16 protein-coding genes are annotated in these 17,657 nt (G+C 69.4%); 9 read left to right on the top strand and 7 right to left on the bottom strand.

Annotated elements, in window-relative coordinates:
* Positions 1-14 precede the first annotated feature (14 nt).
* Positions 15-539, top strand: a complete 525-nt coding sequence (locus tag ACLF6P_RS17920; protein ID WP_415951438.1) for a hypothetical protein — start codon at positions 15-17, stop codon at positions 537-539.
* Here the strand turns inward: ACLF6P_RS17920 and ACLF6P_RS17915 are convergent.
* Together ACLF6P_RS17915 and ACLF6P_RS17910 are read right to left on the bottom strand one after the other, a co-directional pair.
* Complete coding sequence (locus tag ACLF6P_RS17915; RefSeq protein WP_415951436.1) at positions 529-1,713, bottom strand: serine hydrolase domain-containing protein; 1,185 nt, start codon at positions 1,711-1,713, stop codon at positions 529-531. The genes ACLF6P_RS17920 and ACLF6P_RS17915 overlap by 11 nt on opposite strands.
* 251 nt (positions 1,714-1,964) lie before the next feature.
* Positions 1,965-3,113 carry an adenosine deaminase gene (locus tag ACLF6P_RS17910; protein WP_415951434.1) on the bottom strand — a complete coding sequence of 383 codons (1,149 nt, stop codon included), beginning with the start codon at positions 3,111-3,113 and terminating at the stop codon, positions 1,965-1,967.
* 55 nt (positions 3,114-3,168) lie between these two features.
* Between ACLF6P_RS17910 and ACLF6P_RS17905 the strand changes: the two genes are divergently transcribed.
* On the top strand, positions 3,169-4,368 hold the full coding sequence (locus ACLF6P_RS17905; RefSeq protein WP_415951433.1) for a DUF4190 domain-containing protein: 1,200 nt from the start codon (positions 3,169-3,171) through the stop codon (positions 4,366-4,368).
* 3 nt (positions 4,369-4,371) lie between these two features.
* On the opposite strand, the gene ACLF6P_RS17900 is transcribed toward ACLF6P_RS17905, so the two are convergent.
* A complete protein-coding gene (locus ACLF6P_RS17900) occupies positions 4,372-4,935 on the bottom strand; it encodes an NADAR family protein (protein WP_415951432.1) in 564 nt (187 codons plus the stop codon).
* Positions 4,936-5,121: 186 nt separating this feature from the next.
* On the opposite strand from ACLF6P_RS17900, the gene ACLF6P_RS17895 reads away from it, so the two are divergent.
* The 7 genes from ACLF6P_RS17895 to ACLF6P_RS17865 all read left to right on the top strand — a co-directional run bounded on the left by ACLF6P_RS17895 (position 5,122) and on the right by ACLF6P_RS17865 (position 13,095).
* Entirely contained in the window at positions 5,122-6,621 is a 1,500-nt protein-coding gene (locus ACLF6P_RS17895) for a gamma-aminobutyraldehyde dehydrogenase (RefSeq protein WP_415951430.1), read from the top strand.
* A gap of 66 nt (positions 6,622-6,687) precedes the next feature.
* A complete protein-coding gene (locus tag ACLF6P_RS17890) occupies positions 6,688-7,938 on the top strand; it encodes an ABC transporter substrate-binding protein (RefSeq protein ID WP_415951429.1) in 1,251 nt (416 codons plus the stop codon).
* Positions 7,939-8,087: 149 nt separating this feature from the next.
* The gene (locus tag ACLF6P_RS17885) at positions 8,088-9,251 is read left to right on the top strand and encodes an ABC transporter ATP-binding protein (RefSeq protein WP_415951428.1); all 1,164 of its coding nucleotides are present in this window, start codon (positions 8,088-8,090) and stop codon (positions 9,249-9,251) included.
* Positions 9,248-10,177 carry an ABC transporter permease gene (locus ACLF6P_RS17880; RefSeq protein ID WP_415951426.1) on the top strand — a complete coding sequence of 310 codons (930 nt, stop codon included), beginning with the start codon at positions 9,248-9,250 and terminating at the stop codon, positions 10,175-10,177. The genes ACLF6P_RS17885 and ACLF6P_RS17880 overlap by 4 nt, the downstream gene beginning before the upstream one ends.
* Positions 10,177-10,977: an ABC transporter permease gene (locus ACLF6P_RS17875; RefSeq protein ID WP_415951425.1), complete on the top strand. Its 801-nt coding sequence runs from the start codon at positions 10,177-10,179 to the stop codon at positions 10,975-10,977. The genes ACLF6P_RS17880 and ACLF6P_RS17875 overlap by 1 nt, the downstream gene beginning before the upstream one ends.
* Before the next feature lie 87 nt (positions 10,978-11,064).
* Entirely contained in the window at positions 11,065-12,489 is a 1,425-nt protein-coding gene (locus tag ACLF6P_RS17870; protein ID WP_415951424.1) for an NAD(P)/FAD-dependent oxidoreductase, read from the top strand.
* Between the two features lie 144 nt (positions 12,490-12,633).
* Entirely contained in the window at positions 12,634-13,095 is a 462-nt protein-coding gene (locus ACLF6P_RS17865; protein WP_415951423.1) for a hypothetical protein, read from the top strand.
* On the opposite strand, the gene ACLF6P_RS17860 is transcribed toward ACLF6P_RS17865, so the two are convergent.
* The 4 genes from ACLF6P_RS17860 to ACLF6P_RS17845 all read right to left on the bottom strand — a co-directional run bounded on the left by ACLF6P_RS17860 (position 13,096) and on the right by ACLF6P_RS17845 (position 17,389).
* Entirely contained in the window at positions 13,096-13,710 is a 615-nt protein-coding gene (locus tag ACLF6P_RS17860) for a phosphatase PAP2 family protein (RefSeq protein WP_415951421.1), read from the bottom strand.
* A 369-nt stretch (positions 13,711-14,079) separates the two neighbouring features.
* Positions 14,080-15,024: a hypothetical protein gene (locus ACLF6P_RS17855; protein WP_415951420.1), complete on the bottom strand. Its 945-nt coding sequence runs from the start codon at positions 15,022-15,024 to the stop codon at positions 14,080-14,082.
* Positions 15,025-15,128: 104 nt separating this feature from the next.
* Complete coding sequence (locus ACLF6P_RS17850; RefSeq protein ID WP_415951419.1) at positions 15,129-16,655, bottom strand: DUF6801 domain-containing protein; 1,527 nt, start codon at positions 16,653-16,655, stop codon at positions 15,129-15,131.
* Positions 16,656-16,753: 98 nt separating this feature from the next.
* Entirely contained in the window at positions 16,754-17,389 is a 636-nt protein-coding gene (locus ACLF6P_RS17845; protein WP_415951418.1) for a hypothetical protein, read from the bottom strand.
* Positions 17,390-17,657: the final 268 nt, after the last annotated feature.

The following is a 17,657-nucleotide window of genomic DNA, read 5'->3' as shown; positions in this document are numbered from 1 at the left end:
AGTAGTCTCCTGGCATGAGCGACAGAGCCGCCCTGCTCAAGGGCATTCGCGCGTGGTTGGTGCTGTTCGTCGTCTGTCTGGTGCTCAGCGGGGTCACGGCCTTCCCGCTCGTCCACGAACTGCGGTGGGCCGAGGATCTGTTGCACTGGCTGAACGCCGGTGACCACCTGCCGCAGCTCGTGGAGTGGGTCGAACGCGTCCGCACCGGACTCGACGCGGCCGATGCGGACTACCCCTTCCTGCTCTACGGCACCGACTGGCTGGCCTTCGCACACCTCGTCATCGCCGTGGCGTTCTACGGGCCCTACCGTGATCCGGTGCGCAATATCTGGGTGATCGAGTTCGGCATGATCGCCTGTGCCGGGATCATTCCGCTCGCCCTGATCTGCGGGCCGATCCGCGGCATCCCCTTCTGGTGGTCGGTGATCGACATGGCCTTCGGGGTGTTCGGGGCGATTCCGCTGTACGTGGTGTGGCGGAAGATCAAGCGGCTCGAAGCGTTGGCGGAGGCCGCTGTCGTACCCGCACCTACCGGTTGAACGCCGGGAACGCGAAACGCATCGCCAGCGGGCCGCCGTCGTGGTGGGCGTCGGTGGCGTTGACCGAGTAGACGAGGGTGCGGGAGAGGTCGCGGGTCGCGGCCATCACCGTGTGGAAGCCGGGGCGGGCGCCGGTCTTGCCCCAGATCACCTCGCCGTTCACCTCGAAGCGTTCGAGGCCGGCCGCCCTGGTCGCCGGGGCGCCGGTCTCGATGTCGTCCACCTCGGGCACGGTGAACATCTCCCGCAGCTGCGGCTGCGGTACCACCCGGCCGCGGAACAGGGCGTTCAGGAAGCGCTCGAGGTCCCGGGTGGAGGAGATCATGTCACCGGCCGCGAAGCGGTCGGTCACGTTCCACTCGGTGACGTCGACGAGTTCGCCGTTCATCTCCTGGTAGCCGCGGTGGTGCGGGCCGAGGATCCGCGGGTCGGAGCCCGGGAAGTACGTGTCGCGCATGCCGAGCGGTTCGAAGATCCGCTGCGACGCCTGGTGGGCGTAACTGTCACCCGTGACCTGCTCGATGATCAGGCCGAGCACGGTGTAGTGGATGTTGGAATAGCGCTGGGCCGCGCCCGGTGCGTGCAGCGGTCCCGCCGCGACGGATGCCGCGACGACCTCCTGGGGCGTCAGCGTTTTGAAGCGGTTCTCGAAGAGTTCCTCGCCGGTGCTGCCGAGGGAGGCGCCCGGCTTGAGGCCGCTGGTGTAGTTGAGCAGCTGTCGTACGGTGATGGGCTCGAAGCGGTCGGCGGGGAGAAGGCCCGGCAGATACTCCTGGACCGTGCCGTCCAGGTCGAGTTCGCCGTCCGCGACGAGCCGCAGCGTGAGCGCCGCCGTCACGATCTTCGTGGTGGAACCTGCGCGGAAGCGGACGTCGTCACGGGCGGGCGCGCCGGTCTCCAGATCGCTGACGCCCGCGAGGCCCCGCCAGTGGCCCTTGCCGCCCACGCGGACGACGGCCGCGGTCGCCTGCGCGTCGGGCAGACCCGCGATGGCCTTCTCCAGCGCCTCGACATCCGGCGTGGCACGGTGCTCCGTGGAGGCGGAAGAGGAGGCGGAAGAGGAGGTGGAGGTCGAGGGGCGGTCGTCGGCGAAAGCGGGTGCGGCGACCGCCGTACCGCCGGCGAGGCCGAGGACGAGGGCGGCGGCGAGGGTCGTACGCAGGGCAGCACGCATGCTGGGAACTCCAAGAGGCCGTTGGCTGGGACGAGTTGGTGCCCGCCCGGTCGCACACATCCGGTTCCGTGCACGTCCGTGGTGGACGAGTCCCATCCTGCTGAGCACGCGGCCGTTGTGGATCATCGCTGCGGAGGGTGCCGCCCCTGGGCCGTCCCTGGGGCGACACCGGCTCCACGCACGGGAGTTCTGAGGGTTGACCCCCTACGGGGCGGCCGTCGGAGCCCGGCCCACACTCCCTCGGGGCGTGGTCAACGTGCGAGCCACTGCCGCGCGTAGGCGTCGATCTCCCCGGTGATCCGCTCCTTGCCCGCCGCGTCCAGGAACGAGGCATGCACCGCGGCCTTCGCCAGGTCCGCGAGCCCCTGCTCGTCGAGGCCGAGGAGCCGTGCCGCCACCGCGTACTCCGAGTTGAGGTCCGTGCCGAACATCGGCGGGTCGTCCGAGTTGATCGTGACGGTCACACCGGCCGCCACCATCTGCTTGAGGGGGTGTTCGTCGAGCGTGGCCACCGCGCGCGTGGCGATGTTCGAGGTCGGGCAGACCTCCAGCGGAATGCCGTGTTCGGCCAGGTGCGTGAGCAGCGCCGGGTCCTGGGCGGAGCTCGTGCCGTGGCCGATGCGCTCGGCACCCAGATCGTTGAGGGCGTCCCAGACCGTCTGCGGTCCTGTGGTCTCGCCCGCGTGCGGGACGGAGTGCAGGCCCGCTGCGATCGCCCGGTCGAAGTACGGCTTGAACTGCGGGCGCGGCACCCCGATCTCGGGCCCGCCGAGGCCGAAGGATACGAGGCCCTCGGGGCGCAGCATGTCGTCGGTCGCCAGCTGAGCGGTCACCTCGGCGGCCTCCAGCCCCGCCTCGCCGGGGATGTCGAAGCACCAGCGGAGCACTGTGCCGAACTCCGATTCGGCCGCCTTGCGGGCGTCCTCGATCGCTTCCATGAAGGCCCGCGCGTCGATGCCGCGCTTCACCGAGCTGTACGGGGTGATGGTCAGCTCCGCGTAGCGGATGTGCTGACGGGCCATGTCGCGGGCCACCTCGAAGGTGAGGTCGCGGACGTCCTCGGGGGTGCGGACCAGGTCGACGACCGCGAGGTAGACCTCGATGAAGTGGGCGAAGTCCGTGAAGGTGAAGAAGTCCGCGAGCGCCTCGGGGTCCGTGGGGACCTTCGAGTCGGGGTGGCGGGCGGCGAGGTCCGCGACGATCCGGGGCGAGGCGGAACCCACATGGTGCACATGCAGTTCGGCCTTGGGCAGACCGGCGATGAAGGGGTGCAGGTCCGTCATGGTCACGGGTCCTCCGGATGCGGTGCGGATACGGTGCCTGCCGAGCATCGTATGCACGGGGTGTGTACGTCCCCGCGCGCAGGCCGCGGAAACCGCGCCGGGAGCTGCCCGTAGCATGTCGGGACGCGTGGATCGGGACGCGTGGAACTTGTAGGGGAGCGGGGGAGCGGCGATGCCGGAGCATGCAGACCAGAGGCCTGGTGGGCGGGAGCAGCGGGATCCGTGGGCGCCGCCGCCTGCCGAGCCGACGGTCCCGGACCCGGCCCGCGCCGTGCCGGAACCCGCGGACGCGGCGCCCGCGCAGTCCGGCGGCCCAGAGGCGGGAACGCCTGTGCCGCCGGTGGATGCCGGTGCCGCGCCGGGCTCCGAGGACGAGACCATCGGGGCCGGTGCGCTGCCGCCCGGGAGTCACGACGGGGCGACGCTGGTCGACGCGACCGCGGAGACCGCCGGTGCGGGTGTCGGCGTGGGCGCCGGTGCTGATGCGGGTGCGGCTGTCGGTGCCGATCCCGGTGTGGGCACGAGTGCCGGTGCCGATTCCGGTGCGGGGGCGAGTGACGGTGCCGATTCCGGTCCGGCGCACGAGTCCGCGGTGCCGCAGGGCAAGGACACCGAAGTCTCCCTGGCCAAGGACCCGGCGGTCTCCCTGGACAAGGACACACCGGCCGCCCCGGACCCCCGGTTCCGTCTCGAACCCGACATCTGGGCCCCGCCGGCCGAGGGTGCCGCCGCCTCGGCCCCGGATGCCGCCGCGCCCCAGTTGCCGGTCCACGGCGCGGGCCCTTGGCAGCAGCCGGGTGGCCCGAACCCCTTCGCCCCGTACCCGGCGCCCGGCGCTCCGGTGCCCGGGGGCCCGGCGCCCGCTGCCCCGGTGTCTGGTGCTCAGGCGTCCCACGGTGCCGTACCGCCTCCGCCCATCGGTCCCGAAGGGCCCGGCCCCGGCTTCGGCTACCCCGGATACGGGTCCCAGCCCGGCGCCCCGTACGCGTACGGAATGCAGTCCGGTTACGGCTGGCCCCATATGCCGCTGCCCCCAAGCAACGGCATGGGCACGGCCGCCCTGGTGCTCGGGATCATCTCCGCGGTGCTGTTCTGTCTGTGGCCCGTGGCGATCATCCTGGGCGTGCTCGCGATCATCTTCGGCGCGATCGGCCGCGGCAAGGCGAAGAAGGGCGAGGCGAACAACGGCGGCCAGGCGCTCGCCGGTCTCATCTGCGGCATCGTCGGTGCGGCGGCGGCGGTGCTGTTCCTGATCGTGATCGTGGCCGAAGAGTCGTACGACGACGATCCCTACCCGTACGAGTACAGCTTCAGGTCCGCGGGAACCCACGCCGCGGCGCCTCTCGACCCCGCGGCGTCGCTCACCCGCTGAGCCTCACCCCCGCAGCCGCTCCCTCGCTTCCATCAGCGCGAACCCCAGCAGGTTCAGTCCGCGCCACCGGCCGGGATCGCCCGCCCGCTGGTCGGTCGCCGCCAGCCCGATGCCCCATATCCGGTCCATCGGGCTGGCCTCGACCAGGACCCGCTCGCCCGTCCGCAGCAGGTATGTGCGCAGGTCCGGGTCCCCCGCGAACTTGTGCACGCTTCCCTCGACGACGATCCGGAAGCGCTCGCGCTCCCACACGGCCTCGTCGAACCCGCGGACGAGCCGCCCGGCCTTCTTCGCGGCCGCGGGGGAGGCGGCGGCCAGCGCCTTCCGCTCCGCCTCCGCGTCCCCGAACAGCCGGGCCTTCGCCGCCATCATCCAGTGCTCCGCCGTCGCATACCGCACCCCGTCGACCACGAACGGCGCCGGCCACCACTGGCTGAGCACGTGCTTGCCCACCGCGCCGTCCCCCGGTGGTGTATGCCCCCAGAAGTGCAGGAACTTCAGGTTGACGCCGCGGGCAACCTCCCTGGCCAGCGTGTCGATCCTGGATTCCGCCGTCTCGATCCCCATGCACGCGAGTCTGTCAGCCGCCACTGACACTCCGTCCCCCTATTTCCCCAGGCACTCGACACCCTGGTCCACAGATTCCGTCGAGTAATCAAATGGAAACAACGGAATCCCTTGGCGAGAGGTCCTTCCTCTGTCAGGATCGGCACTCAAATCGAGCTGGAGCTACGGAAAGCTGGAGCTACAGAGATGCACTTCCCCGCGCAGCAGCGCCTCGCGGCCGGCGCGCAGTACATCAACGGCCGTCTGTGTCCCGGCACTTCGGGCCGCACCCACAGCGTCATCGACCCCGCCACCGGTGACGAGGTCTATACGTACGAGCTGGCCGGCCCCGAGGACGTGGACGCCGCGGTTGCCGCGGCCAAGGCGGCCTTCCCCGTCTGGTCGGGCCTGACGCCCGGCGAGCGCTCCGACGCGCTGCACGCCTTCGCCGCCGTGCTCGGCGAGCGCGCCGAGGAGTTCGCGCAGGCCGAGTCCCTGCAGTGCGGCAAGCCGATCAAGCTGAGCCGCGAGTTCGACGTGCCGGGTTCGGTCGACAACGCCGCCTTCTTCGCGGGCGCCGCCCGTCACCTCCAGGGCCAGAGCGCCGGCGAGTACAGCGGGGACCACACCTCGTACGTCCGCAGGGAGCCCATCGGTGTCGTCGGCTCCATCGCGCCCTGGAACTACCCGCTGCAGATGGCGGCCTGGAAGATCCTTCCGGCCGTCGCCGCGGGCAACACGATCGTCCTGAAGCCCGCCGAGCTCACCCCGCTAACCTCGCTCCTGTTCGCGGAGGCGGCCACCGCGGCCGGCATCCCGGACGGCGTGATCAACATCGTGACCGGTACGGGCCGGGAGGCCGGCGAGCACCTCGTCGCCCACCCCGACGTGGCGATGACCTCGTTCACCGGTTCCACCGCGGTCGGCAAGCGGGTCGCCGAGGTTGCCACGGCCACCGTCAAGCGGATCCACCTGGAGCTCGGCGGCAAGGCCCCCTTCGTGGTCTTCGACGACGCGGACGTGGAGGCCGCCGCCCACGGCGCGGTCGCCGGTTCGCTGATCAACACCGGCCAGGACTGCACCGCCGCGACCCGCGCGTACGTGCAGCGGCCGCTCTACGAGGCCTTCGTGGAGCGCACGAAGCAGCTCATGGAGTCCGTGCGCCTCGGTGACCCCTTCGCCGCGGACACCGACCTCGGCCCGCTGATCAGCCACGCCCAGCGCGACCGCGTGGCCGCCTTCGTGGACCGGGCCCGCGGCTACGCGCGGATCGTCACCGGCGGCGAGGCGCCCAAGAACGACGGCGCGTACTACCTGCCGACCCTGATCGCGGACGCCGCGCAGGACAGCGAGGTCGTCCAGTCCGAGATCTTCGGCCCGGTGCTCGTCGTGCTGCCCTTCGACACCGACGACGAGGGCCTCGCGCTCGCCAACGACACCCCGTACGGCCTCGCGGCCTCCGCCTGGACCCGCGACGTCTTCCGCGCGAACCGGGCCACCCGCGAGATCAAGGCGGGCTGTGTCTGGGTCAACGACCACATTCCGATCATCAGTGAGATGCCGCACGGCGGCTACAAGGCCTCCGGCTTCGGCAAGGACATGTCTGCCTACTCCTTCGAGGAGTACACGCAGGTCAAGCACGTCATGTACGACAACACCGCGGTCGCCGCGAAGGACTGGCACCGCACGATCTTCGGGGACCGATAGAAACCGGGCCGCCTGACCAGCGGCCGCATTCACCGTCATTGATCCTCCCGAAAGGGCACCACGCGCATGGAGCAGTACGAGCCCGACCGCCCCTCCGCCGTCCAGCTCGCCGCCTGGCGGCGCAGTATGACCAGCGGCCGGGGCGCGATGTCCCGCCGCGCGCTGCTGCGCGCGTCGAGCGCGGGTGCGCTCACCGTCGGCGGTCTCGGGGCGCTCAGCGCCTGCGGCATCCCCGCGGCCGGCCAGCAGGAAGGCGGAGTCGCCGCCGACGACCATTCGGAGAAGGAGAAGCGCGTCAACTTCTCCAACTGGACCGAGTACATGGACGTCGACGACGAGGACGAGAACCGGCGTCCCTCCCTGGAGGCGTTCACGAAGCGCACCGGGATCTCGGTGAAGTACACCGAGGACATCAACGACAACACCGAGTTCTTCGGCAAGATCAAGCCGCAGCTCGCGGCCGGTCAGGACACCGGCCGCGACCTGATCAACGTCACCGACTGGCTGGCCGCCCGGCTCATCCGCTTCGGCTGGGTGCAGAAGATCGACCACGCCAACACCCCGCACGCGATCGCCAATCTGGCGAAGCAGTTCCGCAGCCCGGACTGGGACCCGGGTCGCGCGTACTCGTTCCCCTGGACGGGCATCGCCACGGTCATCGCGTACAACACGGACGCCACCGACGGACGCGAGGTCACCTCCGTCTCGCAGCTGCTCGACGATCCCAAGCTCAAGGGCAAGGTCGGTCTGCTCACGGAGATGCGCGACACCGTCGGCATGACGCTGCTCGACATGGGCAAGGAGATCGAGTCCTTCTCGGACGACGACTACGACGCGGCGATCGCCCGGCTGCAGAAGGGCGTCGACAAGGGCCAGGTCCGCCGTTTCACCGGCAACGACTACACCGGCGACCTCGTCAAGGGCGACCTCGCGGCCTGTCTCGCCTGGGCGGGCGATGTGGTGCAGCTGCAGGCCGACAATCCGAACATCAAGTTCCACATCCCGGACAGCGGGTACCACACGTCCTCGGACAATCTGCTCATCCCGAACAAGGCCCGGCACAAGACCAATGCGGAACTCCTGATCGACCACTACTACCAGCCGCCGGTCGCCGCGCAGCTGGCCGCGTGGATCAGCTACGTCTGCCCGGTCGACGGGGTGAAGCCGGAACTCGCCGAGATCGACGAGGAGCTGGCCAACGACCCGCTCATCGTCCCGGACGCGCGGATGGCCGAGCTCTCGCACTCCTTCCGCGCGCTCGGCAACGACGAGGAGTCGAAGTACGAGGCGAAGTTCGCCAAGCTCACCGGCGCCTGAGCCGTGCTCACCGGCGTCTGAGCCGTGCTCACCGGCGTCTGAGCCAAGCTCACCGGCGTTTGAGCCGTACGCAGGCCGTTCTCGTCCCTGCCCGTACGCAGGTCGTCCTCGTCCCCGCCCGTCCCCTTGATTCCCCTTGTAGGTACCCCATGACTGACACCACCCGCGGCGATGTCCGCCTCTCCGGGATCAGCAAGACCTACGGCTCCTTCACGGCCGTCCACCCGCTCGATCTGACCGTCCCCGAGGGCTCGTTCTTCGCCCTGCTCGGCGCCTCCGGCTGCGGCAAGACCACCACGCTGCGCATGATCGCCGGCCTGGAGGACCCCACCACCGGCACCGTCCACCTCGGCGACCAGGACGTCACGGCCCTGCCGCCGTACAAGCGGCCGGTCAACACTGTCTTCCAGTCGTACGCCCTGTTCCCGCATCTCGACATCCACGAGAACGTGGCCTTCGGTCTGCGCCGCCGCGGCATCAAATCGGTGAAGAAGCAGGTCGGCGAGATGCTCGACCTGGTGCAGCTCGGCGATCACGCCAAGAAGCGGCCGCACCAGCTCTCCGGCGGCCAGCAGCAGCGCGTCGCCGTGGCCCGCGCGCTGATCAACCACCCCAAGGTGCTGCTCCTCGACGAGCCGCTCGGCGCTCTCGACCTCAAGCTGCGCCGCCGGATGCAGCTCGAACTCAAGCGCATCCAGACCGAGGTGGGCATCACCTTCGTGCACGTCACGCACGACCAGGAGGAGGCCATGACGATGGCCGACCAGGTCGCCGTGATGAACGCGGGCCGCGTCGAACAGCTCGGCTCGCCCGCCGATCTCTACGAGAACCCGCGGACGACGTTCGTGGCCAACTTCCTCGGCAGCTCCAACCTCATCACCGCCGAGGTCGCCGACGCGAGCGGCGCGAACCTCGTGGTCAAGGCCGGTGACGCCAAGCTGTCCCTGCCCGCGGCCCGCACCAGCGCCGAGACCCGCACCGGTGAGAAGGTGCTGCTCGGCATCCGCCCGGAGAAGGTCGCGCTGACCCACGCCGACGAGGCGGGCTCGATCCCCGAGGGCCGCAACCGCATCACCGGCACCATCGCCCAGAGCAGCTTCATCGGCGTCTCCACGCAGTACGTCATCGACTCGCCCGTCTGCGGGTCCTTCGAGGTGTACGCGCAGAACGTCGAGCACGACGGCAGGCTGCGCCCCGGCGCCGAGGTCGTCCTGCACTGGAACCCGGAGCACGGCTTCGGCCTGGACGCCGTCCAGTCCCGGCTCGCCGGGACCGCCGAGGCCGCCGCCACGGAAGAAGAGGTGGCCGCATGACGACGCTCGCCGAGGCGCCACCCGAGGCGCCCGCCGAGAAGACAGCCGGGAAACCGGCCAGGAAGCGCGGCCGTTTCACCCCGTACTGGCTGCTGCTCCCTGGTCTGCTGTGGCTGCTGCTCTTCTTCGCGCTGCCGATGCTCTACCAGGCCTCGACCTCCGTGCAGACCGGCTCGCTGGAGGAGGGCTACAAGGTCACCTGGCACTTCCAGACGTATCTGGACGCGCTCGGCGACTACTGGCCGCAGTTCCTGCGCTCGGTCCTGTACGCGGGCATCGCCACCGGACTGTGTCTGCTGCTCGGCTACCCGCTCGCGTATCTCATCGCCTTCAAGGCGGGGCGCTGGCGCAACCTGGTCCTGATCCTGGTGATCGCCCCGTTCTTCACCAGCTTCCTGATCCGTACGCTCGCCTGGAAGACGATCCTCGCGGACAACGGCATCGTCGTGGACGTCCTCAACACCCTGCACATCATCGACATCACCAACCTGCTCGGCCTCACCGAGGGCGACCGGGTGCTGGCCACCCCGCTCGCAGTGGTCTGCGGACTCACGTACAACTTCCTGCCGTTCATGATCCTTCCGCTCTACACCTCCCTGGAACGGATCGACGGCCGGCTGCACGAAGCCGCGGGCGACCTGTACGCGCGGCCCTTCACCACCTTCCGCAAGGTGACCTTCCCGCTCTCGCTGCCCGGCGTCGTCTCCGGCACCCTGCTCACCTTCATCCCCGCGAGCGGCGACTACGTCAACGCCCATCTCCTGGGCTCCACCAGCGAGAAGATGGTCGGCAACGTGATCCAGTCGCAGTTCCTCACCGTTCTCGACTATCCGACGGCCGCCGCCCTCTCCTTCATCCTGATGGCCGCGATCCTGCTGATCGTCACGTTCTACATCCGCCGGGCCGGAACGGAGGACCTCGTCTGATGTCCGCTGTCACGCGGTGGATACGCCGCAATCTCGTGGTCCTCGCGGGCCTGCTCACGCTCGGCTTCCTGATCCTGCCGAACGTCGTCGTGCTCGTCTTCTCCTTCAACAACCCCGCGGGCAAGTTCAACTACACCTGGCGCGAGTTCTCCACGGACGCCTGGACGGACCCCTGCGGAGTCGCCGACATGTGCGGCTCGCTCTCGCTCAGCCTGCAGATCGCCCTCTGGTCGACGCTCGCCGCGACCGCGCTCGGCACCGCGATCGCCTTCGCCCTGGCCCGCTACCGCTTCCGCGCCCGCTCCGCCGTCAACTCGCTGATCTTCCTGCCGATGGCGATGCCCGAGGTCGTGATGGCCGCCTCGCTGCTCACGCTCTTCCTGAACATGGGCGTCAAGCTGGGCTTCTGGACCATCCTCATCGCGCACATCATGTTCTGCCTGAGCTTCGTCGTCGTCGCGGTCAAGGCGCGTGTGATGTCGATGGACCCGCGGCTCGAACAGGCCGCGCAGGACCTCTACGCGGGCCCCGTGCAGACCTTCCTGCGGGTCACGCTGCCGATCGCGGCACCCGGTATCGCGGCGGGCGCGATGCTCTCGTTCGCGCTGTCCTTCGACGACTTCATCATCACCAACTTCAACTCCGGCGCCACCGTGACTTTCCCGATGTTCGTCTGGGGATCGGCACAGCGCGGCACCCCCGTACAGATCAATGTCATCGGCACGGCGATGTTCGCCGTCGCCGTGCTCTGTGTCCTGGTCGGCATCCTGGCCGGCAACAGGCGAAAGAAACACGCATAACAGGCCCGCCGCGGGCCTTCGTGGGCCCGCGGCGGCTCTTGCCCGCGGGCCGTGTGCGCCCGCGGGCCTCGTAAGGGAGTGGAAATCATGGCCCCAAGTGCCATGAGTAGCAAGGAAGTCCTGGCATCGCTGGCGGGCGCCAAGCCCGTCCCGTACTGGCTCGACGACCCCGGCCGCCCGGACCCGCAGCCCGCCCTCACCGGAGACGAGCAGTGCGATCTGCTCGTCGTCGGCGGCGGCTACAGCGGCCTGTGGACCGCGCTCATCGCCAAGGAACGCGATCCCGGCCGCGACGTCGTCCTCGTCGAGTCCCGCTCCATCGGCTGGGCCGCCTCCGGGCGCAACGGCGGCTTCTGCGCCGCCTCGCTCACCCACGGCACCGCCAACGGCCTCGCCCGCTGGCCCGCCGAGATCGCGAAGCTGGAGGAGCTCGGCGCCCGCAACCTCGACGCCATCGAGGAGGCCGTGGGCCGCTACGGCATCGACTGCGATTTCGAGCGCACGGGCGAGATCGACGTGGCCACCGAGCCCTACCAGCTGGCCGAGCTCCGGGAGGCGTACGAGGACCTGCGGGCCAACGGCCTGGACGAGGGCGTACGGCTCATGGACGCCGACGAGGTGCGCGCCGAGATCGACTCACCGACCTTCCTCGGCGGCCTCCACGACACCCGCGGCGTTGCGATGCTGCACCCCGCGAAGCTCGCCTGGGGCCTGGCCCGCGCCTGCCGCGAACTCGGCGTCCGCATCTACGAGAGCACCCCGGCCACCGACCTCGCCCCGTCCGGTTCGGGCATGGCCGTGCGCACCCCGTACGGCCGGATCCGCGCCCGCCGCGTCGCGCTCGGCACCAACGTGTTCCCCTCGCTGGTCAAGCGCCTGCGCCCGTACACCGTCCCGGTGTACGACTACGCGCTGATGACCGAACCGCTCAGTGAGGAGCAGCTCGCGTCCATCGGCTGGCGCGGCCGCCAGGGCCTCAGCGACACCGCCAACCAGTTCCACTACTTCCGCCTCTCCGCGGACCACCGCATCCTGTGGGGCGGCTACGACGCGGTCTACCGGTACGGCGGAAAGGTCCGTGCCGAATACGACCAGCGCCCCGAGACCTTCGCGAAGCTCGCCGAACAGTTCTTCACCTGCTTCCCGCAGCTGGCCGGCCTGCGCTTCAGCCATGCCTGGGGCGGTGCGATCGACACCTGCACCCGCTTCTCGGCCTTCTACGGCACCGCCCACCGCGGCCGCGTCGCCTACGCTGCCGGCTTCACGGGCCTGGGGGTCGGCGCCACCCGCTTCGGCGCCGACGTCATGCTCGACCTGCTCGCGGGGGAGCGGACCGAACGCACGGAGCTGGAGATGGTCCGCACGAAACCGCTGCCGTTCCCGCCCGAGCCGTTCGCCTGGACGGGCATCGAGCTGACGCGGCGCTCGCTGGTCCGCGCGGACCGCAACGAAGGCCGCCGCAACGCGTGGCTCAAGGTCATGGACCGCCTGGGCTTCGGCTTCGACAGCTGATCCGCCTCGCCACCGGCAAGCCGAGCGGACAACTCGACAAGACAAGCTGCGAAAACAAGTGGAGAAACCCGCGTAAGCAAACCGCCCCAGGCCCCTCTCCTTCGTGTCAGGCCCAGCCACGTACACGAAGAAGGAGGCCCCTCCATGAGCAGCACGGGGACCAAGGCGGCAGTCGAATGGCTTGTCTCGGTGGCACCGGACCCGGAAGCCTGCCGCTGGGAGTGGGAGCGCAACCCCCATGGGGTCGCGCTGCTCCCGGCGGGCAGGCTCTGGGACGTGCTCATCCTGCCGGGCGAACTCGGCTGTCCCACCCTCGACATCCTCACCCGCTGCCTGGACCGGCCGGGCCCGGTCCTCGCCGACTTCGGCGAATCCCGCCTGGGCTTCTTCGTCCCGTCGGGCACGGCAGAGCGCTGGGTCGGCACCGGGGTCCGCGGCGCGGGCCGCGGCACCTGGATCGTCATCCCGTACCCGGGCCGCGCCACCAGCGGCGGAGTCCGCTGGCTCATCCCGCCGGACGGCTCCGGCACGCTGATCGACCCGAGCCTCCTCGAACTCGCGATGCACGAGGCGGCAGCGGGCCTGGCGCGCACGCCGGGCGACTGATCACGTCGGCGGCCGCCCGTGCGGCAGTACGAGGAGACTCCGCCGTACGAGGAGACTCAGCACGATCAGCAACAGCCCACCCAGACACCAGCTCGCCACCACATCCAACGGCCAGTGATAGCCCCTGCGGACGAGCCCGAACCCGTTCGCGGCGACAAGGAGCACCCCGGCGCCCACGAGCAGGCGCCCATGCCGGCGTGCGTACGGCAGGAGCAGCAGCACAGCCGCCCCGAACGCCACGAGCGCGGTCGCCGCATGCCCCGACGGATAGAACCCACCACTGCCATCCGTGCCGGGCGGCCCCGGCCGGTCGATCAGCGCCTTGAGCGGGGCGACCACTGCGGGCACGAGGGCGAGCACGAGGAGAGCAGCCACCGGAGCCCGCCACCGCCGGGACCGCCCGTACACGTAGCAGGCCGCGCCGACCAGCACCGGCACGGCCACGACGACATTGCCGAGATCGGCCGACAACTCCGCGAGCCCACCGGGAAATCCCCCGGTCCTGACGGCATCCCCGGCCCGCTCCCCGAAGCGCCGCAGCGGCCCCTCACTCACGACCTGCCAGGTCGACACCGCGAACAGGCCGGCGAGCAGCGCGACCCGCACGGCCACCACGCGAGAAGCCGGCCGACCGGGAACAGCGGGTCGGCCGGCTTGCCCGGCGCGCGCAGCCTCACCGGGGCGAGGATCAGGGGAGGACGACACGGCGGACAGTCTGTCAGGGAGGACAGGTACTCTCTGACGTCCGTTCATGGCAACGAACCGAGAGCCGCCCACGCCCGATCCGGTCACGGCGGCAGAGACGCTGCGTGGAGCCTTGCGGGCGCCAGGGATCGTGCTGCCCTCTCTCGGACCCGACGACGGGGCTCAACACCTCGGGCAAGCCCCCGTCTGCCGGGCGGTGTTCGCCCGGCAGACAGGGGCCACGAGGCTTCCGGACGCACACGCTGCGCCGGGAGTCTCGCGCTGCCAAGCTGGATCCGTCTACTGCTGGACGGCCGAGTGCCAGTTGTCCGAGAGGAGTCGGCCGGCGTTCGGGGCGTGCGTGCCGGCGGCGAAGAAGCCGCCGAGGTGCGTCTGGGCGTTGTTGAGGACGAGGCTGTTGTTGCCCGAGGGGGACGGTAGGCCGGTCTTCAGGTTGACGACCGAGTTGATGAGTCCCCAGTCGAGGCCGCAACCGGTGGCGCCCGGGACGGAGAAGGTGGTGTCGGCCTGGGTGGCGCCCGCGAGGTTGAGGCGGCTCATCTCGCCCGCCGGGTTGGCCGAGCCGTCGCCGTTGAAGCGTTCGACGCCGACGGAAGGTGCGACGGTGTTCTGCGGTTGCAGAATGATCGGCTCGGAGGCCGAACCGATATAGCAGTTGTCTCCCAGGAACGGGTTCTCCAGCTTCACCCGGACGGGGATGGAGACAATGGTCTGGCCGGTCAGGATCGCCGCAACCTGGTTGTAGTCGCTCGGCGTACCGACGGATTCGACGGTCGCCTCGATCCCGTTGACCGCGCCGTTCTCGATCTGCCCGCAGATATAGGAGATGACGGGGATGTCACTGGGGCACATCAGCCCGAGCATCCCGCCGGGGACATACGCGGAGTCGGCGATGATCGAGCCTGCGGGCGGGGCGACGACGGTGTTCGTGCCGTCGGAATTCTGGACGACGCCGAACTGGAGGTTGGTCGCTCCGGTCGTGACGGTCGTATTGCCGAGCTTGATCGAGCCGCCGGCGGAGTGCGAGACGACGCACTGGGGTACCTGGGCGAGCCCGTCCGTGGCCAGCATCGCCGGTGCGTCGACCGGGCAGCGGGTGAACGGCTCCCAGGCGCCGTTCAGTTGCGGTTCGGCCGCGGTGGCAGTGCCCATGGAGGCAAGGGTTGCCAAAGCGGTTCCGGCGCCGAGGGCAGCCAGTCTTTTGCGCAGGTTCGGACGTCTCATGTCGACTCCAGGGATGAGGGGCGGGTGATGGAACGTCGCGATCGAGAGGCTCTCGGGAGTCGGTACGGCTTCCACTCGGTCGTACCGATTCCCGAGGGAGTGGGTCAGCGTTCGGGAACGGGAATTACCTTTGGTTGCAGGTCGTCCGTGCAGAACCGGTCCGTCCCCACGGCGACGCCGCACGGAGGCCCCTGCACCTGCTTGACATAGTTGCCAGGGCCGGAAAGGGAAGCTGTGAGAAGGCTGTCCAAGTCTTCGTCGATTCCGCAGTTGGTGAAGCGGGGGATGGTGAACGTGCCGGTCAGTTGACCGCCGTCCAGCAGGAAGTATCCTTCGGCCTCCCCGCCGGATATATTCGTCGTGCCGGTTCCCACCAGCACGAGGTGCGGATCTGGGAACTGCTCCGGCGATGGCTCTTCGGAATACAGCGAGCCATCCGTCCGGCAGTCGTCACCCACGGGCAAGGGGACTCCGTTTACCTTCACGTCATAGAGGCGCAGAGTCAGACCGACCCTGATGTAGGTCGTCCCCTTGGTCCTGGGGAAGGTGTTCGCGAGGTCCGAGTCGATGGTCATCGGGCCGGTCTGCTCAAGGACCATTTTCGCCGATGTGGGCATGAACCCGAAGGTCAGCAAGGTGGCGGGGCCAGGAGTCGTCCTCGGCCGGTTGGCTTCGTCCAGAACTCCGGTCGAGTTCTGAATGATGTGCAGCACACCGTCTCTGAATTCGATATCCGGGATGGGGTCCTGGTCGACGTTCACGCAGGACAGCGGTAGTAGCGACGCGTTGCCAAGCTTGCGGACGTTCGAGTAGCCGGTGATGTAGGTGACCAACCCTACGCTGGGTGCGTCCTCGTAATGGCACGGCGGCGCCTCGGGGTCCGCCGCAGTTCCCTGGGCGGGCTCCCTCACTTCCGGGGCCCGTGACCGAGGTCGCTCTTCAGGCTGAGGGGACTCATCTTCCGATGCCGTCGGCGAAGCTGACGCTTCACCAGGATCGTCGACGTCCTTACCGATGGGGATGGCCGCGAACCGACCGTCCCCGTCCGGGGCGGGGGTGCAGGACACCGAGACTGTCTCCTGTGCCGTGGCTTCGCCCTCGGCTGTCTTCATCACCAGGTCGAAGCCGAGCTCACCGGCGCTCAGGCTCAGCTCACCAGTGCTTCCGGCGGTTACGGTCGGGACGTTCCCTGTCGCCACGATCTCCATGGCTCCGGACCCGGGCAGGGCTGTCTCCTCGGCCGTTCCCCTCCACTGCGCCTGTGCGGACTCCGCCGCCTGCGCGTAGTTCACCGTGAGGCGGGTGTCGGCCCTTGCGCTCGCCGCTCCCTCCGCGGCCCACGCAGTCACTTCCTCCTCGGGGAGCTCGATCGTCGTCATCACATCGGCGGCCTCAACGGCCTCGCCGACGTCCGCCCGGGACGGCAGCCGCGCCGCCACCGACACGGTCACGGGCCGCTGTCCGGAGGGGAAGGCACAGCGATAGACCAGGTCGGCTTCGACTCCTTGCTGGGCGTCTGCCGCCGTCCCCGTGCCGGGGACCATCGCGGACAGAACGACGAAGGCGGCGGTCGCCGCGGTGCGTGCGCTGATCCGCGTGGACCGCCGATGAGCAGTGCGCCGGCCACTCATAGGATTTCCGCTCCCGCCATTTCGTAGCCTGTGTCCTCGTCCACCCATGGATCTCCCCGGGTGGACGAGGACACCTGGACAGCTCGTTCCTCGGCCTGCTAGTTCGAGCCGACGATGGAAGGCGACGCGGTGGTGCCGTCCACCACCACGTGGTAGTCGCCGGTGAAGGTCGGCCGTGCACCGACCGGGGCGATGCCTCCGCAGTTCGTGGACTCCGTGATGACCAGGTCGTCCGTCGAGTTGCTGTTCACGGACAGGGTGCCCGAGGAGTTGTTGTAGGTGCCGGATGCCTCACCCTCGACGCGGAACGTGCAGGCTCCGGCCTGGACTGTGGCGTCCACGTTGCCGATGTAGCCCGTGGTGACGCCCGTTGCCGAGTCGTAGTCCACCGCCTCCACCGTCCACGGGGCGTTCTGTACGGCGATCACCTGACCGAGGAGACTGGTGCAGGGCACCGCGGCGGTGCCGAAGTTGGTCGAGTCGATGCTGCCCACGACGCCGGGGTTGCCCGTCGCGCTCTGCATGGTCCCGGAAGCGTCCGCGTACGTGCAGGTCATGGCAATGCCGTTGACCGACAGCACGATGTTCGTCGAGTTCGTCGCGTCGTAGTTCGCCGGACTGGGCGAGACAGTCCAGACGTTCGACGGGTCCGCCATCGCGGGCGCTGCCACGAGCGCCAGCGCGCCCACCGTCGCTCCCGCCACCAGGGCGGACTTTCTGAGGTTCTTGAGCATGAGAGTGTGCCTTCCTCTTGGTCGTTTTCTGCGGCTCGCCCGGAACAAGTCGCCGGCGCAGCCGATTCCTGACCTCCCGCCGCCGAAGGGTTCGCTGGCTACGGGGAGACACGTTCAGTGGATTTCCGGTCGAGCGACCTGGTATCCATCTGCGGAGGGACGTTACGCGGAGGTAACCTAGGCGCGCAACGGCTCTGACAGAGAATAGGTGGAGACTTCTCGCACCTATCTCCCGGGTGAGAAGTCAGCCGAGTCAACTTAGCTTCCC

It is taken from the genome of Streptomyces lothianensis, assembly GCF_047779955.1.
Classification (GTDB): domain Bacteria; phylum Actinomycetota; class Actinomycetes; order Streptomycetales; family Streptomycetaceae; genus Streptomyces.
The sequence above is the reverse complement of the archived record's forward strand: the minus strand, read 5'-3'. Positions and strand labels throughout refer to the sequence as shown.